This is a genomic window from Azospirillum oleiclasticum, assembly GCF_013423485.1.
GTDB classification, from domain to species: Bacteria; Pseudomonadota; Alphaproteobacteria; order Azospirillales; family Azospirillaceae; genus Azospirillum; species Azospirillum oleiclasticum.
Map to the genome: position 1 here is coordinate 12,364 of NZ_JABFFR010000009.1, position 20,857 is coordinate 33,220.

Consider the following 20,857-nt stretch of genomic DNA (forward strand, 5'->3'; position numbering starts at 1 on the left):
AATCAACCTTGCTGGCGAGCGGGGCGATGACCGGACGACGACTGTGACGATGGAATCAATTATAGGGTAACACGGACTCGGCGACAACGTTATTTAGACGCCCGCCCCCGAAATCCTCTCTCCACCGCCGCCGCAGTCGTCTCCGAGCATCGCTCCCATTGGGGAGCGTAGATCATGCCGTTTGATGGCGATATTCAGGACCCCGAAACGCGGCTGGACCGTGCGTGGCGGCTGACGCTGCGGCCGTCGTTGGAGGCCCTGCTGGAGCGCATAGACTCCGCCACGACCGTACACCACGACGAGACAGGGCGCCTTCGCTGGGTGTGCTGCGAGAGTGTAGACCCCAACGAGTACGCGCACCTCCTACCTGCCGAGCGGCTGGTGCTCGACGTCATGGGCGGTCTCAACGGCCAGGAGACGGCGGCGTTTCTCTCCCGGTGCGGGCACGCTCGCAGCGCCCCCCAGGCATGGGAGCAGGCTGCGCAGCGGCTGGCGCTCGACATCATTGCGCCGATGGCCGCCGTCGTCGCGGAGGAGTCCGAGGGGGAGGCTGCGCCAGAGCAGACCCGCGACGCGCTGCTGTCGGTGCTTCGGGCACGACACGATCCGCACGCCATGGACGCCCTCGCCGCTGCTGCAGCCATGGGGGCACGACTGACGCAGGACGACACGGCGCGGGCTGCTGCGGCGCGGGGACTACCCCGCTCCAGCGCCTCACCAGAGGAACGCCTCGTCGCTGACGAGGCGTTCCACAGACGGCGGTTGAGGAAATGGGCGCGTCGGCTTCACATCCATGTCGGCGACGTGTTGCGCCTCGTAGACCCTCGCCGTTCCAGGTACCTAGCCCCGGCGGCGAGGAGGTGGGTGGCGCACACTGAGGCTGCAACCTATGCGTTCCTGTCCAGCGCCTACGCTGCCAATGCGAGCGGAACCACTGTGCCGCTGCACGGGCTGGCCGCGTCGGCGCGGCGCCGCCGGCATGCGACTCTGCGTGCGGTCATCCACGCGATGGACGAGCGGAGGCAGAGCGACCCGGACGTTGTGCCCGTGTTCGTCACCCTCATTCCGGAGGGCGAGGCCACGCCACACGCCGTATTCGAGGCGGGCAGAACTTCGGAGTTTGACCCCCATAAGTGGCACCTCGTCCAGCGTCGGCGGCACCTGAGCGAGGCGTGGCACGGCGGCGTACTCACACCACTGCGGGCATACCTGCAGCGGCGCGGCCGAGACACGATGGGGATCTGGTGCCAGGAGGGTACCAGGGGTGGAGTGCTGCACAGGCACATCCTGCTGTGGCTACACCGCGACGACGTGGATGTGCTCTGCCGCTACCTCACCGGGGGAGGGTGGCCGACGCTGGAAACGCACCGCCAGGACACGGCGGAGGACCGCGCCCGATGCCGCGCCATGAGGGTGGTGCGCACCGTCGACAGGCGCACTGGGGTACCCCGCGAGGACGACTGGACGATGGGACCACAGCGGGCCGATGCGACGGAGACAGCAGCATTTTCAGACTACCGCGTGAACGTGCGAGTCCTGCGGGAGAAAAACGGCGATAGCACAATGTCATCGATCGTCAACTACGTCACAAAATACGTGACGAAATGCGTTGATGAGAACGAGGGAGTCTCGGACGAATCTCGTTTTACCCGCGCTCATGAGGCGAGGTCCTATGGCCTGCTCGGGCTACCGCGCGGCATCATGGGTATCTGGGAGGGAATTGCCACCGCACGGGACGCCCCAGAGGGGACGCTCATGCACCGGCTCAGGACTCTGATCCTCAGCCGCCGCGACGCGGAGGCCCTGGACATCCTCATCCGCCATGCCGAGGCGTGGCGCGAGGCGGATGCCGCCGGCCGGCGGCTGATGCGAATCGAAGCGTCCGAGGCGGCGATTGCTGCTGCGCCAGCGCATCTTACGCCATTCATAGAGCAGAGGCGCAGGGCCGCCCGGCAGCGGGCCGAGTCGGCGATTGCTGCTGCGCCAGACTCCCGCCTCGCGACCGTCCGGAGGCCACGAGTCACCCGATTGGGTGCGCTGTACCGCGCCACCACCGGCATCGCTGAGATGGATGGGCGGAGGGTACGCACCCTGCTGCGTGAGGGGCGGCGGGCGGCTGAGGCCGGTGGGGAGGCCGTGCGTCACTCCACAGCGAGCGGGGAGACATGGGCGGTGACAACACATCCTGCGGTGCGGCTCGCCCACAGCCTGCCAGCGGGGCCGGCTGACGAGGTGGACGAGCGGGCCCAGGACGCAGCACGCGCCGCCGCCGTTGACGCGGTACGGCAGGCCATCGCTCACCGCGCGGCACGTCGCCTGCTGGACGGCGGCCGACAGGTGACGCAGCCGGTGCGCGCGCGGCTGATGGTCACCGGTCTGGCAATGGCCGCTGCGCACCTGCGGGAGGTGGCAGCGATAGAGGCGAGGGTGCCGCTCGGCGAGTGGACCACCGTTGCTGTTACTCCAGACGATCACAAGGGGGGAACCCCGGGTAGGCCGCCGCCGCCCGGCTGACGCCGAGCGGCGGGTAAGAAAATTTCAAGATCGGACGATAACGGTGCCCTGGAAACGCGGCGACCGGTGGCGGCTGCCCGACATCGGCGCTCATGTCTCGAATGGCCCTACACCTCCGGCATCTAATGTCTCAACGCGCGCAGGAGAGCCATCCGAAACACGGGAAACATGGGCTCGGCTGTCTCGTGACATCGTCTCGCCAGGGTATACCATACAAGACGGCGCAGTTACTTTCGTCCGGGACCATCAGGCGACCCATCACCCCCATCCGCCGGCTTACTCTCCTCAGCCTTGAGACGGCGCCGCCTGTTCAGATTTTCCGCGACAGTCTCAAGAGCAGCGAGGCGATTAGACAGGAATTTGTCGGCCGCTGTTTCGTCTGGGCCACTACCAGGAATTGGGCGATTTCTATCATCCAAAATCCACCATCCTTCCTCCACCAAATATTTCGCTGCCTGTTCAGCAGACAAATAAGCCTTTCTCATGATGAACCCATTATCAGAAAACCCGAGGACCAGAGGCTACCGCCCGCGCATACCGCTCGTCAATCCGCGCCATGGTCATCAACCTCCCGCTGCCATTCCGAGAGGTCCGCTTCCTGCAACCTCTTGATTTGTCCTAGGTCAATCTTGTCAATCTCGCGCTGTAGTTTCTGGACGAAATGGCCGGAGCCGTAGTCGCGACCGATTCCCCCGCCGGAATGCCCCATGATGGCATCGCGCATCTCCTCGTCCCGTGTGTTGACGCGCAGCCAATCCTTGAAAGCATGCCGGATCGAATGCACGCATTTCCTATCGCCGTGGGCGCCCGCCAGCAGCAGCGTCCGATTCCAGCGCTTGGAGGCGGGGTCTGTGTGCGGCGCCATCACGCCATCCACCTCGCGCCAGTACCGAGGCCAGAGGGGGCCATCCGGCCGGCTTTGTACCCAGGCGATGAAATCGGCGCGGATATCACGGTGCAGCGGTACGGCACGGACGGAGCCACCGTTTTTGACTCGCCGACCTCCGTCGTCGTGGATGAGGATGCAGGGCACACCGCCCCTCACCGCGACATCCGCCTTGCGCATCTGGGCAATCTCACCCAGCCGCGCGCCGGTGTACACCAGCAGCCACCAGAGCCAGTAATCCCGATCTTCTCGCGAAACCTGCACCGCTTCGATTTCTGAGATCAGGAGCGGCATCCGCTTCCGCCCCACTCCCCCCTTGTCCTTGATCCGTATCGTCAGTTTTGCTGCCGGGTTGGGTTCGGCGAGGTGCCCATGATTGATTGAGACCTCAAGAATCGAGCGGATCGCGCTCAGCAGTTTGTTGACCGTCGCCGGGCTGCGCGGCGTGCCCTTTGCTGTGACATGCGACCGCAGGCTGTCCTTGTAAGCGATCATCGCTGCCTTGGTGATGTCCTTCACCTGCATATCACCGTGGAGTTCTGTGAATTCCTTCACGGCCGTCTCCCATTCCCGCCGCGTGCGCGGCGACAGGTCGGGAGTCTCAGCGAGATACAGCGCATGCGCGTCGGTAATCGTGACCCCTACAGACGCCGAGGGCGACGCAGGAACGACCCTCCCTTCCACGCGATCCAGATCGGTTATCACCTCGTCGGGCGCTACCACGGCACCAGACGCCAGCGCAGCAATGGGCCGCTTCGGCTGCCCCGGCAGGAGGGCCGGGAGACGGTGGGCGTAGAGCGCGCGCGTCCGTAGCGCCTCCACCTCGCCATCTGACAAACCGTCCACCCAGGCGCGAGCCGAGGCACGCTCGCGTTCAAGGCGCTCCTCGTAGGCCGTATCAGCGTCAGCCGCGATCTGCGACTCCAGGCTCAACGCCTCCCGCAGCCGGCGGATGGAGTCGGGCGTAGCCGGTCCAGTCAGCCCGTAGCGCTCCAGCACCGGGCGGTACGCGTCAGGAGTCGGGAGGGTCCGGGCTTCCGCGAAAGCCGCCTCCCATTCCGGGAGCAGCCGGTTCCGCGCCCTCCGAGCCGCGACCACATCCGACGTACCGAGCGCGCGCTCCAGATGGGAGCGCCCGCCGAAATGGCTCTGCACATCAGCCGGCACCCGGAGGCGCAGATATAGCCTGCCGCCCCGTTCCACGATGTGTCGCCAATCGCCCGACTTGGGCCTCCCTGCCGCCCTCTTCCGCCCCGCCACGACCCGCCCCCGAATGCGCTGTGTGTGGAGGCATTGTGTGGAGGCTCACACGCAAAATCCAGAGGATTTCCAACGGGTGTAGGCAGGCCAAGGTTTCTAGGAGATCATGGTGGGCCCGGCCGGATTCGAACCGACGACAACACCGTTATGAGCGGCGCGTTCTAACCGCTGAACTACAGGCCCACGGACGGGCGACTTTGGCGGGAAAATCGGCGGACGGCAACACGAAAACGGGGGCCCGAAGGCCCCCGTTCCGTTTCAACCGATGCCGCTCCGCTCAGGTGTCGAGGAAGCTGCGCAGCTTGCGGCTCCGCGAGGGGTGCTTGAGCTTGCGCAGGGCCTTCGCCTCGATCTGGCGGATGCGCTCGCGCGTCACGTTGAACTGCTGGCCGACCTCTTCCAGCGTGTGGTCCGTGTTCATGCCGATGCCGAAGCGCATGCGCAGCACCCGCTCCTCGCGCGGGGTCAGCGAGGCCAGCACGCGGGTGGTCGTCTCGCGCAGGTTCGCCTGGATGGCGGCGTCGAGCGGCAGAACCGCGTTCTTGTCCTCGATGAAGTCGCCGAGATGCGAATCCTCCTCGTCGCCGATCGGCGTTTCGAGGGAGATCGGCTCCTTGGCGATCTTCAGCACCTTGCGGACCTTCTCCAGCGGCATCATCAGCCGCTCCGCCAGCTCCTCCGGGGTCGGCTCGCGGCCGATCTCGTGCAGCATCTGGCGGCTGGTGCGGACCAGCTTGTTGATCGTCTCGATCATGTGGACCGGGATGCGGATGGTCCGCGCCTGGTCCGCGATCGAGCGGGTGATCGCCTGCCGGATCCACCACGTCGCGTAGGTCGAGAACTTGTAGCCGCGCCGGTACTCGAACTTGTCCACCGCCTTCATCAGGCCGATGTTGCCCTCCTGGATCAGGTCCAGGAACTGCAGGCCGCGGTTCGTGTATTTCTTGGCGATGGATATGACGAGGCGCAGGTTGGCCTCCACCATCTCCTTCTTCGCCCGGCTGGCTTCCTTCTCGCCCTTCTGCACGGTGGAGACGATGCGGCGGAACTCGCCGATCGGCAGCTTCGCCTCGTCGGAGACGCCGCTGATCGACTCGCGGGTGCGCACCACCTCGGTGCCGTGCTTCTCGACGAACTTGCCCCAGGTCTTGGGGTTCAGGCCGCGGATGCGGTCCACCCAGTTCGGGTCCAGCTCATGCCCGAAATACTGGTTCAGGAAGTCCTCGCGCTTGACCCTGCAGTCCGTCGCCATGCGCAGCAGCTTGCCCTCGTAACCGGTCAGCCGGCGGTTCAGGGCGTAGAGCTGCTCGACGAGCTGCTCGATGCGCTGGTTGTTCAGGCGGACGGTGTTCATCAGCTCGACCATCTCGGTCTTGAGCTTCTCGTACTTCTTGTCCGTCTGCTTGGCCACGTCCTCGCCACGCTGCATGGCGCCGATGCGCGCCTCGTGCAGCTTGTGCAGCTTGTCGTAGGTCGCCTTGATCTTCTCGAAGGTCTCGATGACCTGCGGCTTGAGGGCGGCTTCCATGGCGGACAGGGAGAGGTTGTTCTCCTCGTCGCCCTCGCCTTCACCCTCCATGCCCTCGATCGGCTCCTCGCGCTCGGCCGTCTCCGGCTCCGCCTCGGTAGCTTCCGGAGCGCCCGCGGCGATGGCCTCCGGCGGCACGCCCTCACCGTCCGGACCACCGCCATAGGTGGCGTCCAGATCGATGATGTCGCGCAGCAGCATCTTGCCTTCCATCAGGGCGTCGTGCCACTCGATGATGGCGCGGATGGTCATGGGCGATTCGCAGATCGCCCCAATCATCATCTCCCGCCCGGCCTCGATGCGCTTGGCGATGGCGATCTCGCCCTCGCGGGACAGCAGCTCCACCGAGCCCATCTCGCGCAGATACATGCGCACGGGGTCGTCGGTGCGGCCGATGTCGTCGTCGTCCAGATTGCCCGCCGAGCGGCCCTCGCCGTCGGAGCGCTCCTCGGCGTTGGCGGCGTCGTCCGGCTCCTCGGACTCCACGATGTTGATGCCCATCTCGGACAGCATCGCCATCGTGTCCTCGATCTGCTCGGAGGACGACTGGTCCGGTGGCAGCGCGGAGTTCAGCTCGTCATAGGTGACGTAGCCCCGCTCCTTGCCGCGGGCGATCATCTTCTTGACCGCCAAGCCCATCCCGTCCATGAGCGGGCCGTCGCCGGTCTCATCCCGCGTTTCGGACACTTCGACGCTGTTCGCTGCTTTCGTGGCCATCAGATCGCTGCCCCCGCAGTAACCTTAGAAGAAGATATGGCGGTCAACGGCTGCGACTTACCGCGCCGTCGAACGCCGATGCATCGGTCCCATACCGCCCCGAACCGTCGTTCCGGCCCCTACGTTCCCATTTCTTGTTTTTTTTGCCGACGGACACGCCGCGACTGTCACCCGAAAGCCGCACCACCGTCGTCGTCATCGTCGCCGCCCAGGCCGGCTTCCAACACCTCCCGGCGCAACGCAACGACCCGCGCAAGATTGGTCTCGCTCGTGTCCTTCACAAGGGCCAATTCGGCTTCCCGAAGTTCAGCCCGAAGATGTTTCCCGTGCAGATGCCGCCACGTCAGCCACCACCCCCGCCGCGCGTCCTCAAGCGACGCGTCGGCACGGGCGAAGGCGGCATGATCGAGTACGGCCTTGCTCAGTAGATTGCTCAAAATGGGTTCGTATCCGGTTGACGACAAGTGGCGACAAAGCGCGGCGGCGTCAAGTCCCGAGTCGACCAGCGCATCATCAGCGAAGCAGGCCAGCAACACCTGCCGCATATCTTCGAGCGGTCCTTCGGCGAACGGCACCATGCCCAGCGCCTCGCCCACCTCGTCGAACAACCCCGGATGGTTGATGAGGGTGACGAGCACCAGCTTCTCCTGGATCATCGCCCGCCCCAGCCGCATGGGTGAGGTGCGCGTGTGCCCCGGCGGCGGCGAGGTCAGGGCCCCCGGCACCCCCGGCACATGCCGGCGCGGCGGCCCGGCGCCGAAGCGCCCGCCGGGCCGCGCCGGCTGCCAGGGCCGCCCGGCGCCACCGGTCATGCGGGGCGGTTGGAAGGCCTCGTCCAGGCGGCGGCGCATCTCCGTGCGGTAATAGCCCTGCACCGTGCGGTCGGCGATCGCGTCCACCCGCGCCTCCAGCGCCGCCTTGACGGCGGCCTTGGCCTCGGGCGTGTCGGTGCGGCGCCCCTCCGTCTCCATGCGCCAGAGCGCCTCGGCCAGCGGGATGGCGTCGTCCAGCACCGCCTGCATGGCCTTCGGCCCGCCACCGCGGAGCAGGCTGTCGGGGTCCTCCCCCTCCGGCAGGAAGGCGACGCGGGCCGACTGGCCGGGGGCGAGGTGGGGCAGGATGCGCTCCACCGCCCGCCACGCCGCGCGCCGGCCGGCATTGTCGCCGTCGAAGCAGAGCAGCGGCTCCTTCTCCGCCGACGGGATCAGCTTCCACAGCTCCTGCACCTGGGTCTCGGTGAGCGCGGTGCCGAGCGGCGCCACGGCACCGGTGAAACCGGCGCGCACCAGCGCGATCACGTCCATGTAGCCTTCGGCGACGATCACCGGCTGCCCGTCCGCCGCCGCCCCCCGGGCGCGCGACAGGCCGTAGAGCAGCGTGCCCTTGTGGAAGAGCGGGGTGTCGCCGGTGTTGATGTATTTCGGCCCGTCGCCCTCCAGGATGCGGCCGCCGAAGGCGACCACGGTGCCGCGCCGGTCGGTGACCGGGAAGATCACCCGGTGCCGGAAGAAGGCGAAGGGGCTGCGGCCGTCGTCCGGCCGCTTCAGCACGCCGGCGGTGACCATGTCCTCCTCGGCGAAGCCCTGCTTCAGCAGATGCTGCCGCAGCGCCCCGGAATCCGGCGGCGCGTAGCCCAGCCGGAAGCGGGCGATGGCGTCGCCGTCGAGCCCACGCCGCTCCAGATACTCCAGCGCCGTCCGCCCGGCGTGGGTGCGCAACTGCTGCTCGAACCACAGGCAGGTCTGCTCGACCAGATCGCCCAGCGTCTTGCGCCGCTCGTACCGCTGCCGGTCCTCGTCGCTGGCCCGCGGCACCGGCAACCCGGCCTCCGCCGCCAACTGCTCGACCGCCTCGGGGAAGCCGAGATTGTCGTGGCGCATGACGAAGCCGATGATGTCGCCATGGGCGCCGCAACCGAAACAGTTTCCCGTGAGGATGTTGTCTTCAAGGGCGAAGGCGTGCTCGCCCGGAACCTCGGCGCAATACACCTCCTCCTCACGGCCGCTGTCTTCGACACCGACGACCGTCCAGCGGAGTCGTTCGAACGATTTCTCCGACGCTTCGAAACGCTGGCGGGCGACCTCTCCCAGGAACATCGCCGCGTTCAGTGTCGACGGGACGAAATGGATCCGGTGCAGGTCGCACGCTTCGGCGGCGAGCCCCTGACGGGTTGCCGTCGTGATGCCATAGGTCCCGATACCGACCCGCAGGGCGGCCACCCGCACCCATTCGAGATGCTCCCGCCGGGCGCTGTTCAGCATCACCGTGCCGTCCTTGGCCACATGACCGTCGGCCGCGAGGTAGCCGGCAAGGAAGCCCAGCAGATAGGCGTCGCTCTCCTCGAGCGACGGCAGCGCCTTCATATGCCCGAACGACCGGCCGCCATAGACTCGGAGGTCGGGCTTGCCCAGCTCCGTGTGCCGCGTCACCGGCGTCTGGTCCGGGAACCATCCGGCCAGGATACGGTCCTTCTCGCCGTGAAGGTGTACGTGCCCGTACCCCTTTGCCACCGACCCGTCACCGAACACGATCCCGTGCGCGACACCCGCCGGATCCAGGGTCCAGTCCGTCCGGCGTTCCGGCAGCACCGCCTCCAGGCGATGGCCGGGCCGCAGCCCGGCGGTGGTGAGTTCCCCCGTCACACCGCGGGCGAACCAGCGGTGTCCGTCGGTCGCGTACAGGGTCTTGGACAGCCCGTTGCGGGACAGGGTGATCCGGTACAGTTTCTGGACGCCGTACGCCTTGAACGCGGCCGGAACCCACCGGCCGCCACGGGTCAGGACGGTCTGCGTCGTGCCCGCCAGGGAGCCGATGGGGTGCACGCCGTCCCGCAGGATGACCCCGGTTTCGGCCGCCAGACAATGAAAGAACCCCTTCTGGTCGTTGACGTAGAAGCTGGGGGTCTTCTCGTTGTGGAAGGGGCACGGGGCCTTGTACTCGCGGCCGGCGCGGATCAGGCGCATCCGCTTCGACACCACGTCCGACAACGCCAGCCGGACGCGCAACTCCTCGAGAAACTGCGGCGGGAAGGCCATGGGCGGCGGTTACCGTGACGGGATCGGTCGTCCGCTATAGCAGATCGGACGCCCGCCCGCCAACGGGGCGTCCGGCATCACCCGGACCGCGCCTCAGCCGCCCGCCAGCTTCTGCTTCACCAGGACACCGGCCTTGGCGAAGTCCATGCGGCCGGCGTAGCGGGCGCGCAGCTCGGCCATGGTGCGGCCCATGTCCTTCACGCTGGCGGCGCCGATCTCGGCGATCAGGTCGGTGATGGCCTGCCCGGCCTCGGCTTCGGTGAGCTGCTTGGGCAGGAAAGTCTCGATCACCACGATCTCCTCCCGCTCCTGCTCGGCCAGCTCGCAGCGCCCGCCCTGCTCGTAGAGCCGGATGGATTCCTGGCGCTGTTTGATCATGGTCTGCAGCATCGCCATGATCTCGGTCTCATCGATGCCGTCGGTCACGCCGCGACCGCGCGCCGCGATGTCCCGGTCCTTCAGCGCGGCCAGGATCAGACGCACGGTGGACACCGCGCGCTGGTTCTTGGACCGCATCGCTTCCTTCAAGGCCTCGTTGAGCCGCGTGCGCAGCATCGTCGTTCTCCGTACCCTCGCTCAGAGGCGGATATGACCAGAATCGGCCATGCTCCGCCACATCAATCGCTGCCCAAGCCTGCGGTTCGCCGGTACGGGTGGGTTTCGGGGGTGGATTGCGCGCCGTGAAGCGCCCATATCGGCTTGACCGCCCATCCCCGACCGTCTAAAGGATCGCCGTTTTGCGCGCCGTCCGGGACGACCGGGCCGGCGGCTCGACGCGCGGGCCCTCCATGGCCGCCGCCGCCCGCAGCGTCCGGACCTGTCACCGGCGACGGCTTCATGTAAGGTCCCGATCGGAATGCCCGAGATCACGCCCCCCGACGCGTCGTCCACTGACGACACCCGCCCGCTGACCGGAGTCCTGGTGCTCGCGGACGGAACCGTCTTCCGCGGGCGCGGCATCGGCGCCGTCGGCGATTCCGTCGGCGAGGTGTGCTTCAACACCTCGATGACCGGCTACCAGGAGATCCTGACCGATCCCAGCTACGCCGGCCAGATCATCACCTTCACCTTCCCGCATGTCGGCAATGTCGGCACCAACCCGGAGGACATCGAGACGGTGACCCCGGCGACCCGCGGCCTGATCCTGCGCGCCGACATCACCGAACCGTCCAACTGGCGCGCCACCCGGCATCTGGACGACTGGCTGAAGAGCTACGGGCTGGTCGGGCTGGCCGGCATCGACACCCGGCGGCTGACCCGCCGCATCCGCGACCTCGGCGCCCCCAACGGGGTGGTGGCGCACAGCCCCGACGGCGTCTTCGACCTCGACGCGCTGCGCGCCAAGGCCGCCGGCTGGCCGGGGCTGGAGGGGATGGACCTCGCCAAGGAGGTGTCCTGCCGCCAGATGTACGGCTGGACCGAGGCCGACTGGACCATCGGCAAGGGCTACGCCACCCAGGACAACCCGACGAAGCATGTGGTGGCGCTGGACTTCGGCGCCAAGCGCAACATCCTGCGCTGCCTCGCCGCCGCCGGCTGCAAGGTGACGGTGGTCCCCGCCGACGCGTCGGTGGAAGACGTGATGCGCCACAAGCCGGACGGCGTGTTCCTGTCCAACGGCCCCGGCGACCCGGCGGCGACCGGCACCTACGCCGTGCCGACCATCCGCGGCCTGATGGACACCGGCGTGCCGATGTTCGGCATCTGCCTGGGCCACCAGATGCTGGCCCTGGCGCTGGGCGGGCGCACCGAGAAGATGCCGCGCGGCCACCGCGGCGCCAACCACCCGGTCAAGGACCTGGCCACCGGCAAGGTCGAGATCACCAGCCAGAACCACGGCTTCGTCGTGGTGCCGGAGAGCCTGCCGGCCGAGGTGGAGGTGACCCACGTCAGCCTGTTCGACGGCTCCAACGAGGGCATCCGCCTGAAGGACCGGCCGGTCTTCTCCGTCCAGTACCACCCGGAGGCGTCGCCCGGCCCGCAGGACAGCCACTATCTGTTCAAGCGCTTCGTGGACCTGATGGAGGGCCGCCCGCTGCCCTGAGCGGCGGCGGCCACCACCATCAAAGCGCCAGGGCCGCGAGCGCGATCAGCACGAACACGGCCAGCAGCGCCAGCATCCAGGAGCCGCCGAACGTCCAGCCGCGCGGCGCGTTGGACGGGTTGGCGTGCGGGGTGACAACGGGGACGTCGTCCTCCGCCGCCAGTCCGGCGCCCGGCTCGCCCGCCCGCTGGTACAGGCCGAAGGGGGCGGGGTCGCGCAAGGCGGCGTCCCGGACCTCCACCGGGCTTCCACCGGGTGGCGGCATCGGCGGCGCGTGACGGCCGGGATCCTGGTCCGCGGCTTTCCGGTCGGGCATCGCCATGATGGATCTCCTGCATGGGCGGCTGATGGGGCGGCGTGATGCGAGAGCCAACAGGACGTGATCCCGCCGGTTCCCCGCCCTCCGGTCCCCAGCCCATCCGTCCCCCCTGCCCCCTCTGCGGCCGGCCGCTGGTGCCCGGTCCCAGCGTCAACGAGCATCACCTGGTGCCGCGCACCCATGGCGGGCGGGAGACGGTGACGCTGCACCGCATCTGCCACGCCAAGGTCCACGCCGTGCTGACCGAGGCGGAGCTGCGCGATCACTTCCACACAGCCGAGCGGCTGCGGGAGCACCCGGAAATCGCCGCCTTCCTGCGCTGGGTCCGCCGCAAGCCCGCGGAGTTCATGGACGGCCACCACGGGCCGCGACCACGCCGGCGGTAGTTCTCCCGCTGGCGGCGGTCCCGGCTGCGGTCACGGAACCTTGTGCTGCTTGAGCCAGGCGTTCAGCTTGTCCTGCACATCCTTCATGTCGTCGATGGTGAAGTTGTAGTTGCGGCCGTCGATGTCGAAGCTGATGGAATGGTGATTGTAATCGATCTTGTAGACGATCAACTCGGCGAAGTGATCGGCGCTGCAATAGGCCTTGACCGTCACACGCAGCGCGGTATGCCCCTTCAACAGCGCTTCGATCACCGCCATGTAGGTGTTGGCCCCGTAGCTCGCCGCCACAAGGTTGTCGGCAGCGGTGGGGCCGCCCAGGCTGTCGGCGATCAGGTGGCACCATTCGGGCTTCTGCTTCGGATCCTTGGTCTTCTTGCTGATGAGGAGATCCGGCCATTTGCCGACGGAGCTTGCGTAATGGGCAGCGGAGACCTTGCCCTTGCCGTTGATGGCGATCCCCATGACATCGCAGCATGGTTCACGACCCGCAACGCCGGTGATCAGTTGCGACCTCTCCTTGGTCATCGCCTGATTGAAGGCGATCAGGTTGATCATCCGGCACGTCATCCGGAACAGCCCGGTCGTCAACCTCATGTTGATGTTGTAGGATCTGGCCGGCGGCTCCCAGGTGTCGTCGTCAAGATCCTCCATCGGCTCTTCTTCGACCATCCCGACATCGGCGGGATCGGTCATGAAGAACTTTGCGTAGGATACCTTCTTTTTCTTCCGACCAAGCCCCATGCGTCGGAGCTTCAGGCGTTCCGCCAGACGACTCTCCAGATCAACCTCGTCCTTGTAGAGTTGATCCTTTTTACGGCGGGTGACGATCACAAGATTGTTGTTGCTCTTGCATCGTGGACAGGTCCATCGCTTGAACAGGGCGCTTCCGAAATTTTTTCCACAGTTTGGGCATTTGAAATGATGCATGCCGAACCCCAGGCCGTTGCGAACATCGCAATTGACAAAAGAAGGAACACCACTTTCCACTGATGGAAGTCATATCTTCGTACATATCCCTCAATAGTAGATTAACTCACCGGCAGCCGGCTGAGAAGCGCGAAGCGTCGAGACCGTGGGTCGGCCCGGAACCCGCGTGCCGCCGGCGCCGACCGACGAACCGCCGCCACCCTTGATCCCGGTCAAGGGCGGGCTTTCCGACCTGCGGAAGAATCCGCGCGAGCCAGGGGGCGACAGGACGGCGGCCCGCACTTATATTGTCAGCACAGCGAACGGCGCGCCCTGTGCCAGCCGACGATGCGCCGACGCCCCAGGGAGGCATCAGCAGGACCATGACCGACACCGCCGCACATCCCAGCACGGGGGCCAGCACGGGGGCCAGCACGGGGGCCAGCACGGGCACCGGCAGCACGGCGCCGCTCATCGACCCGTTCGGCCGGGCGGTGAACTATCTGCGCGTCTCCGTCACCGACCGCTGCGACTTCCGCTGCGTCTACTGCATGGCGGAGGACATGAACTTCCTGCCCAAGGCGGAGGTGCTGTCGCTGGAGGAGATCGACCGCGTCGCCTCGGCCTTCGTGGCGCTCGGCACCCGCAAGCTGCGGCTGACCGGCGGCGAACCGCTGGTCCGCCGCAACATCATGGACCTGATCCGCTCGCTCGGCCGCCACATCCGCTCGGGCGATCTGGACGAGCTGACGCTGACCACCAACGGCTCCATGCTGTTCAAGCACGCCCAGGGCTTGGCGGAGGCCGGGGTGCGCCGCATCAACGTGTCGCTGGACACGCTGGACGCGCCCAAGTTCCAGGCGATCACCCGCTGGGGCCGGCTGGACAAGGTGATGGGCGGGCTGGAGGCGGCGAAGGCGGCCGGGCTCGCCGTCAAGATCAACTGCGTGGCGCTCAAGGGCGTCAACGACGACGAGTTCCACCGGATGGTGGAATGGTGCGGCGAGATGGGCTTCGACCTCGTCTTCATCGAGGTGATGCCGATGGGCGAGATGGGCGACGTCTCCCGCCTCGACCAGTACCTGCCGCTATCCATGGTGCGTGCCGAACTCCGCAAGCGCTGGACGCTGGACGAGATCGACTACCGCACCGGCGGGCCGGCGCGCTACACCTTGGTGCGTGAGACCGGTCGCCGCGTCGGCTTCATCACGCCGCTGACCCACAATTTCTGCGAAAGCTGCAACCGCGTGCGGCTGACCTGCACCGGCACCCTCTACATGTGCCTGGGCCAGGAGGACGCCGCCGATCTCCGCACACCTCTGCGCCTCAGCGACGACGACGATCTGCTCGTGACCGCCATCCGCGAGGCGATCACCCGCAAGCCCAAGGGTCACGATTTCATCATCGACCGACGCCGGCACGCGGCGGCTGTACCGCGCCACATGAGCGTCACCGGCGGCTGATAGAAACAGAAATTCGTCATGCTCCGGTTGTCCGGCATCGTTGCGCACGCTATCGTGTGCGTCAACCATGCTGCCGACGACCCGTCATGACCGATGCCGACTCGCTCTATCATCGCCTGTTCTCCCTGCCGGTCATGGTGGAGGAACTGGTCAAGATCTTCGTACCGCTTCCGTTGCAGGCGGGCTTCGGATTTGATGGCATGGAGCGGGTGAACGCCAAGCACCACGCCGCACGTTCCGGATTGCGACGTGAAAGTGACGTGATCTGGCGGCTCCGCTCGAGCACCGGTGCCGATCTGTTCCTGTATCTGATGCTGGAGTTCCAGTCGCGCCCCGACCGCTGGATGGCGCTGAGGGCCACTGTGTACCAGGGGCTGCTGTGGCAGCAGATCATCGCCGAGCGCGGGCTGAAAGCGGGTGACCGGCTCCCTCCGGTTCTGATGGTCGTGCTCCACAACGGCGAGACGCGCTGGAACGCGCCGACCGAGCTCGCCGAGCTCATCGGCCTTCCGGACCACTCGCCCCTCTGGCTTTGGCAACCGCAAGGCCGTTATCATCTTCTGGACATGGGTTCATTCGATCGCGACATACTTTCGGGATTCGACAGCCCGGCTGCCCTTCTGGTGCGCCTGGAACAAGGCCACGACGATCCCGCCGCGATGGAGCTCCTGGTGGAGCAGGCGATCGCGTGGTTCCAGCGTCACCCCGACTGCGCACCGTTGAGGGCTTTGTTCAGTGAACTCATGATGCAGGCGATCCGCGATTTTGGTTCATCCACGGCCGCGAGCGACATGACGGAGGTCAGGACGATGCTGGCAACACAGGCCCAACGCTGGATGGAAAAGTGGAAGTCTCAAGGCTTGGCAGAAGGCAGGGCTGAAGGTATCGCTGAAGGCAGAGCTGAAGGCAGAGCTAAAGGCAGGGCTGAAGGCAGGGCTGAAGGCAGAGTCGAAGGTATCGCTGAGGGCAGGGTCGAAGGGACGATCGAAGGCAGGAGCCAGGGCAGGATGGAGGGGAAGATCGAAGCGATCATCGCCGCCATCGATACCCGGTTCGGAGCCTCATCCTCCACCATCGACGCGCGGGTCCGCGCGACCGCACCGGATGAGCTGGACAACCTGCTTCGCCGTGTGCTGACCGCTGAAAGCCTCGACGCCGCGCTGGACCTGCCAGCACAACACTGACCGTCACCGCTCGGCACTGTCGCGCGGCGGCGTCCTGGGCTATGGTCGGCCGGCCATGACCGACGCATCCGCCACGCTCACCGCCGACCAGCCGAGGCTGGCCTTCGTCTGCGCCGACACGGACGAGGCGCGGGCGGCCCGCACCCGGCTGGTGCACCGGTACGGCAACGCGCCGATGGATCAGGCCGACGTGGTGGTGGCGCTGGGCGGCGACGGCTTCCTGCTGGAGACGTTGCACCGGTCCATCGCCCGGAACCGGGAGTCGCCGCTGCCCGTCTATGGCATGAACCGCGGTTCCGTTGGCTTTCTGCTGAACGTCTACAAAGAGAGCGAGCTGGCCGAGCGCGTGGCGCGGGCGCAACGGGTCACCCTGCACCCGCTGGCGATGCGGGCGGAGCGCGTGAACGGCGAGGTGGTGGAGGCGCTCGGCATCAACGAGGTGTCGCTGCTGCGCGAGACGCGGCAGGCGGCGAAGCTGCGCATCACCGTGGACGGCGTCGTCCGTCTGCCGGAGCTGATCTGCGACGGGGCGCTGGTCGCCACGCCCGCGGGCAGCACCGCCTACAACCTGTCCGCCCACGGCCCCATCGTGCCGCTGAACGCCGGCGTGCTGGCGCTGACGCCGATCAGCGCGTTCCGGCCGCGACGTTGGCGCGGCGCGCTGCTGCCGCACGCCGCCACCATCACCTTCGAGGTTCTGGAGGACCGCAAGCGCCCGGTCAGCGCCGTCGCCGACTTCACCGAAGTGCGCGAGGTGGTCCGGGTGGACGTGCGGGAATCGCGAGAGCTGAGCCTGACGCTGCTCTTCGATCCGGAACTGAACTTCGAGGAGCGCATCCTCAAGGAACAGTTCACGCCTTGAGCGGGGACTACTCCGCCGCCTTCGGCAACGTGCGCGCCTCGACGTGGACGGCGATGCGGCGGATCAGCGCGGTCAGATCGGCCTGCAGCCGATCGAAACCGGCGTTCTTCTGCAGCGTCTGCTCGTTCATATAAAGGCGGCGGTTGACCTCGAGCTGGATCGAGTGCCGCCCGCGCGCCGGGTTGGCGTAGCGGGCGATCAGTTCCACCCCCTTGTAGGGGTTGTTGAGCGCCACCGAATAGCCCATCACCTCCAGCGTGTCGGCGACCAACGCCACGAAGCCCGGCTCGCAGGTGGTGCCGTCGCGGTCGCCGATGACGAAATCGGCCAGCGGACCGCCGGACATCCCGCCGGCCGCGGACGGCATGGAATGGCAGTCGATGTGCCACACGGCGCCGAAGCGGGCAGCGTGGTCATCCATCACACTCGCCACCTGGAAATGATAGGGCCGGTAATAACGGTCGATCCGCTCGGCCACCGCCCAGACCGGCAGTTTGCCGTCGTAGAGCGGCAGGCCGGGCCGGCAGAGCGCGCGGATCAGCCCCATGCCCAGCGCACTCTTTTCCGTCGGCCGCAGCGGCAACGGCCAGGAGCCGTCGAGCAGGCCGGGGTCGATGTCGTCGATGGCGCGGTTGACGTCGATGTAGCTGCGCGGGAAGAGAGCGCACAGCAGGGTCGCGCCGAATTCGGGCGCCGCGGCGAACAGCTCGTCCACATAGGTGTCTTCGGCGTGCCGCAAGGTTGGCAGCGGGCAGCAGAACTGGAAGTCCGCCGGATAGACGGCACCCGAATGGGGGGAATCGAACAGGAGGGGCAGCACGCGCCCGACCGGGTCGTTGCGAACGAGAACGTCCTCGATCACGAAGCTCATGGCTTTCCCCGGAGTCGCACGACCACAAGCGACCGGAATGCAGCGCCCGTTGGGCGGTGCATCATGGGCCGCGCATGCGATTGCGTATATCCGAGCCGCCGCCGCCCGTCGACTCAAAACCGTCACAGTTCCACCCGGAGCCGTCCCGCACGGCGCAGGGCGGAACTGCACGGGGCATGGGTGGCGCGGCGGCGCACGCTCCTCCATAGTGGGACGAGGAAGGCGCCGTGCGCCGGCACACCGCAACCCAGCGATCGCCCGTTGAACGAGCAGGCCCCACCCGTCCAGTTGGTCCCGCCGGACATCGCGCCCTACCGGTGCGGCAACACCGGTGTTGACTATGTGACCACGCTTGTTTCGGGCCAGCCGGGTCCGCATGTGGTGCTGAACGCCCTGATGCACGGGAACGAGCTGTGCGGCGCCATCGCGCTCGACGCGCTGTTGCGGATGGGCGTGCGTCCCCGGCGCGGATCGCTCACCTTCGCCTTCGCCAACGTCGCGGCCTACCGTGCCTTCGATGCCGAGCGCCCCTACGTGTCACGCTACATCGACGAGGACATGAACCGCCTGTGGGCTACCGAGGTGCTGGAGTCCCGCCGCTCCAGCGTCGAGCTGCGCCGTGCCCGCGCGCTGCTCCCCATCTTCGGGATGGCCGACGTGCTGCTCGACCTGCATTCGATGACCAACGACTCGGCCCCGCTGACCCTGTGCGGCCGGACGGAGCGTGCGGCGGCGCTGGCCCATAGGCTCGGTCATCCCGGCTGGATCGTCGCCGACGCCGGCCACGCCGCCGGCCTGCGCCTCATCGACCATCCCCGCTTCGCCGCCGGCGGGGCCGGCACCGCGCTGCTGGTGGAATGCGGGCAGCACTGGCAGGCCGCGACCGCCGCGGTGGCGCTGGAGGTCTGCCTGCGCCTGCTGACGGTGCTGGAGGTCATCGACCCCGCGGTCGCCGCCGCCGGTCGGATCCCGGTCCGCGACGGGCCGCCCCGCCAGGTGGAGGTGACCCACGCCGTAACCGCCACAACCGACGAATTCACCTTCACCGAAACCTACACCGGGCTGGAGGTGATCCCCCGCGCCGGCACCGTCATCGCCCGCGACGGAGCCACCCTGGTGACCACCCCCTATGACGGCTGCGTGCTGATCATGCCCGGGCGGCGGCTGCGGCCGGGCCAGACGGCCGTCCGCCTGGGCCGGATCGTCGGATGAACGCGCCCCCGCCCGCCGCCACCTCCGCCCGCGGGCTTCTTCCGCTGATCACCGCGCTGGGCATCGGAAGCGTCGGCGGGGCGCTGTTCGCGGCGATGAATCTGCCGCTGGCCTGGATGATCGGGGCGATGACCTTCACCACCGCCGCCGCCATCGGCGGCGTGCCGATGCGCGTGCCACGGCTGCTGCGCGGCGGCATGATCATGGTGCTGGGGGTGATGCTGGGCAGCGGCTTCGAGCCGGAGATCGTCGATCGCATCGGCGGCTGGTCGGTGTCGCTGTCCGGCCTTGCCGTCTATCTCGCCATCGCCACGCTGGTGGGTGTGCTGTATCTGCGGCGGGTGGCGCGGCTGGACCGGGTGACGTCCTACTTCACCGCCACCCCCGGCGGGCTGAACGAGATGGTCCTGGCCGGCAGCCAGATGGGCGGCGACGACCGGGTCATCTCGCTGGTCCACGCCATCCGCGTGATGTTGGTGGTGCTCACCATCCCCTTCGCCTTCCAGGCGCTCGGCGTCTACCAGCCCGGCAGCCGCGGCTCGCTGGGACCGCCGCTGATGGCGGTCGCGTGGCAGGACATGCTGCTGCTGGGGGCCTGCGTCGCCGGCTATCCGGTGGCGAAGCTTCTGCGCGTTCCGGCCGCCCAGCTGGTCGGCCCGATGGTGCTGTCGGCGGTGATCCACCTGCTGGGGATCACCGAGGGCAAGCCGCCCGGCGCGCTGGTGGCGGCGGCGCAGGTGGTGATCGGCGCGTCGCTGGGCACCCGCTTCGCCGGGCTGAGCTGGAGCCTGCTCGGCCGCAACGCCTGGATGGCGCTGGGGCTGACGGTCATCATGCTGGCCATCACCGTGGCCGCCGCCGCCCTGCTCGACCGCGCCACCGGGCTGGGCGTGGCCGCGCTGATCCTGGCCTTCGCGCCGGGCGGGCTGGCCGAGATGAGCCTGATCGCGCTGGCGCTCCACACCGACGTGGCGCTGGTGGCGACCCACCACATCGTGCGCATCGTGCTGATCGTCACGCTGGCCCCGGCGGTGTTCCTGCTGTGGCGCCGCTTCGCGGACGGCCGGGGTTCCGCGCCGGGGGACTGAGCGCGAGGGACTGACGCGGCGGATTGGACCGCGTCACTTCGCCGCGGGCTTGCCCTTCGTCCATTCGGCGTTGGCGGCGAACAGCGGCACGGTGGAGATCGACATCTTGGCCGATGCGTCGGTCACCTGCCGGCTGTAGACGACATAGACCAGCGTGTCGTTGGCCCGGTCGTAGATGCGGCGGATCGCGATCGACTTGAACACCAGGCTCTTGCGTTCGGAGAAGACCTCCTCCCCCTTCTGCGAGAGCTCGATGTCGCCGACCACGACGGGGCCGGTCTGGCGGCAGGCGATGGACGCGTTGGACGGGTCCTCGAACCAGTTCCCCTTGGACAGACGGTCGATCAGGCTGCGGTCGAAATCGACGAGGTGGCAGGTCACGCCCTGCACCTTCGGATCGGCGACGGCCTCCACCTCCAGCCCGTTGCCGGTCCAGTCGTTGGAGAAGCGGCCGACGCGGTCGGCCAGCGCATCCGAAAGGGGGAGCGCCGACGCGCCGAGAACCATCAGCGCGGCAATGGCGTTAACGGTGCGGGCATGGCCGCGCATGGGTGGAGACTCCTTCTGCAAGCGCGGCAGTAG

16 protein-coding genes, 1 tRNA gene and 1 pseudogene are annotated in these 20,857 nt (G+C 67.6%); 8 read left to right on the plus strand and 10 right to left on the minus strand.

Annotated elements, in window-relative coordinates; translation table 11 throughout:
• Positions 1-174 precede the first annotated feature (174 nt).
• Positions 175-2,514, plus strand: a complete 2,340-nt coding sequence (locus HL658_RS12065) for a replication endonuclease (RefSeq protein WP_180282227.1) — start codon at positions 175-177, stop codon at positions 2,512-2,514.
• Between the two features lie 544 nt (positions 2,515-3,058).
• Here the strand turns inward: HL658_RS12065 and HL658_RS37990 are convergent.
• The 6 genes and pseudogenes from HL658_RS37990 to HL658_RS12100 form a co-directional block, all read right to left on the minus strand.
• A complete protein-coding gene (locus tag HL658_RS37990) occupies positions 3,059-4,660 on the minus strand; it encodes a DUF6538 domain-containing protein (RefSeq protein ID WP_343055075.1) in 1,602 nt (533 codons plus the stop codon).
• Positions 4,661-4,767: 107 nt separating this feature from the next.
• Positions 4,768-4,843 (minus strand) — tRNA-Ile (locus HL658_RS12075).
• A 94-nt stretch (positions 4,844-4,937) separates the two neighbouring features.
• The gene (rpoD, locus tag HL658_RS12080; protein ID WP_180282229.1) at positions 4,938-6,905 is read right to left on the minus strand and encodes an RNA polymerase sigma factor RpoD; all 1,968 of its coding nucleotides are present in this window, start codon (positions 6,903-6,905) and stop codon (positions 4,938-4,940) included.
• A 167-nt stretch (positions 6,906-7,072) separates the two neighbouring features.
• Positions 7,073-9,268, minus strand: a complete 2,196-nt coding sequence (dnaG, locus tag HL658_RS12085; RefSeq protein ID WP_425485333.1) for a DNA primase — start codon at positions 9,266-9,268, stop codon at positions 7,073-7,075.
• 495 nt (positions 9,269-9,763) lie between these two features.
• Positions 9,764-9,940: pseudogene (locus tag HL658_RS38145) on the minus strand (CHC2 zinc finger domain-containing protein); the annotation flags it as partial.
• A gap of 93 nt (positions 9,941-10,033) precedes the next feature.
• Positions 10,034-10,495: a GatB/YqeY domain-containing protein gene (locus HL658_RS12100; RefSeq protein WP_180282230.1), complete on the minus strand. Its 462-nt coding sequence runs from the start codon at positions 10,493-10,495 to the stop codon at positions 10,034-10,036.
• A 301-nt stretch (positions 10,496-10,796) separates the two neighbouring features.
• On the opposite strand from HL658_RS12100, the gene carA reads away from it, so the two are divergent.
• Positions 10,797-11,984, plus strand: a complete 1,188-nt coding sequence (gene carA / locus HL658_RS12105) for a glutamine-hydrolyzing carbamoyl-phosphate synthase small subunit (RefSeq protein ID WP_180282231.1) — start codon at positions 10,797-10,799, stop codon at positions 11,982-11,984.
• A gap of 19 nt (positions 11,985-12,003) precedes the next feature.
• On the opposite strand, the gene HL658_RS12110 is transcribed toward carA, so the two are convergent.
• Positions 12,004-12,306, minus strand: coding sequence for a hypothetical protein (locus tag HL658_RS12110; protein ID WP_180282232.1), 303 nt, complete (start codon positions 12,304-12,306; stop codon positions 12,004-12,006).
• A 131-nt stretch (positions 12,307-12,437) separates the two neighbouring features.
• Between HL658_RS12110 and HL658_RS12115 the strand changes: the two genes are divergently transcribed.
• Complete coding sequence (locus HL658_RS12115; RefSeq protein WP_343055076.1) at positions 12,438-12,689, plus strand: HNH endonuclease; 252 nt, start codon at positions 12,438-12,440, stop codon at positions 12,687-12,689.
• A 30-nt stretch (positions 12,690-12,719) separates the two neighbouring features.
• On the opposite strand, the gene HL658_RS12120 is transcribed toward HL658_RS12115, so the two are convergent.
• Positions 12,720-13,520, minus strand: a complete 801-nt coding sequence (locus tag HL658_RS12120) for a hypothetical protein (protein ID WP_180282234.1) — start codon at positions 13,518-13,520, stop codon at positions 12,720-12,722.
• A 458-nt stretch (positions 13,521-13,978) separates the two neighbouring features.
• On the opposite strand from HL658_RS12120, the gene moaA reads away from it, so the two are divergent.
• The 3 genes from moaA to HL658_RS12135 all read left to right on the plus strand — a co-directional run bounded on the left by moaA (position 13,979) and on the right by HL658_RS12135 (position 17,104).
• Entirely contained in the window at positions 13,979-15,058 is a 1,080-nt protein-coding gene (gene moaA / locus HL658_RS12125; RefSeq protein ID WP_180282235.1) for a GTP 3',8-cyclase MoaA, read from the plus strand.
• A gap of 86 nt (positions 15,059-15,144) precedes the next feature.
• Positions 15,145-16,242 carry an Rpn family recombination-promoting nuclease/putative transposase gene (locus HL658_RS12130; protein ID WP_180282236.1) on the plus strand — a complete coding sequence of 366 codons (1,098 nt, stop codon included), beginning with the start codon at positions 15,145-15,147 and terminating at the stop codon, positions 16,240-16,242.
• Positions 16,243-16,297: 55 nt separating this feature from the next.
• Positions 16,298-17,104, plus strand: a complete 807-nt coding sequence (locus HL658_RS12135) for an NAD kinase (RefSeq protein ID WP_180282237.1) — start codon at positions 16,298-16,300, stop codon at positions 17,102-17,104.
• A 7-nt stretch (positions 17,105-17,111) separates the two neighbouring features.
• On the opposite strand, the gene HL658_RS12140 is transcribed toward HL658_RS12135, so the two are convergent.
• A complete protein-coding gene (locus HL658_RS12140; protein WP_180282238.1) occupies positions 17,112-17,975 on the minus strand; it encodes an N-formylglutamate amidohydrolase in 864 nt (287 codons plus the stop codon).
• Positions 17,976-18,317: 342 nt separating this feature from the next.
• Here HL658_RS12140 and HL658_RS12145 point away from each other — a divergent pair, with 342 nt between their 5' ends.
• Together HL658_RS12145 and HL658_RS12150 are read left to right on the plus strand one after the other, a co-directional pair.
• Positions 18,318-19,187, plus strand: coding sequence for a M14 family metallopeptidase (locus HL658_RS12145; RefSeq protein WP_343055077.1), 870 nt, complete (start codon positions 18,318-18,320; stop codon positions 19,185-19,187).
• Complete coding sequence (locus tag HL658_RS12150) at positions 19,184-20,275, plus strand: AbrB family transcriptional regulator (protein WP_180282240.1); 1,092 nt, start codon at positions 19,184-19,186, stop codon at positions 20,273-20,275. The genes HL658_RS12145 and HL658_RS12150 overlap by 4 nt, the downstream gene beginning before the upstream one ends.
• Before the next feature lie 33 nt (positions 20,276-20,308).
• On the opposite strand, the gene HL658_RS12155 is transcribed toward HL658_RS12150, so the two are convergent.
• The gene (locus HL658_RS12155) at positions 20,309-20,824 is read right to left on the minus strand and encodes a CreA family protein (protein WP_180282241.1); all 516 of its coding nucleotides are present in this window, start codon (positions 20,822-20,824) and stop codon (positions 20,309-20,311) included.
• Positions 20,825-20,857 lie beyond the last annotated feature (33 nt).

Coding starts and splice junctions, on each gene's coding strand:
- HL658_RS12065 (WP_180282227.1), top strand. CDS start 175: ATGCCGTTTGATGGCGATATTCAGGACCCCGAAACGCGGCTGGACCGT.
- rpoD (WP_180282229.1), bottom strand. CDS start 6,905: ATGGCCACGAAAGCAGCGAACAGCGTCGAAGTGTCCGAAACGCGGGAT.
- dnaG (WP_425485333.1), bottom strand. CDS start 9,268: ATGAAGGCGCTGCCGTCGCTCGAGGAGAGCGACGCCTATCTGCTGGGC.
- HL658_RS12100 (WP_180282230.1), bottom strand. CDS start 10,495: ATGCTGCGCACGCGGCTCAACGAGGCCTTGAAGGAAGCGATGCGGTCC.
- carA (WP_180282231.1), top strand. CDS start 10,797: ATGCCCGAGATCACGCCCCCCGACGCGTCGTCCACTGACGACACCCGC.
- HL658_RS12110 (WP_180282232.1), bottom strand. CDS start 12,306: ATGGCGATGCCCGACCGGAAAGCCGCGGACCAGGATCCCGGCCGTCAC.
- moaA (WP_180282235.1), top strand. CDS start 13,979: ATGACCGACACCGCCGCACATCCCAGCACGGGGGCCAGCACGGGGGCC.
- HL658_RS12130 (WP_180282236.1), top strand. CDS start 15,145: ATGACCGATGCCGACTCGCTCTATCATCGCCTGTTCTCCCTGCCGGTC.
- HL658_RS12135 (WP_180282237.1), top strand. CDS start 16,298: ATGACCGACGCATCCGCCACGCTCACCGCCGACCAGCCGAGGCTGGCC.
- HL658_RS12140 (WP_180282238.1), bottom strand. CDS start 17,975: ATGAGCTTCGTGATCGAGGACGTTCTCGTTCGCAACGACCCGGTCGGG.
- HL658_RS12150 (WP_180282240.1), top strand. CDS start 19,184: ATGAACGCGCCCCCGCCCGCCGCCACCTCCGCCCGCGGGCTTCTTCCG.
- HL658_RS12155 (WP_180282241.1), bottom strand. CDS start 20,824: ATGCGCGGCCATGCCCGCACCGTTAACGCCATTGCCGCGCTGATGGTT.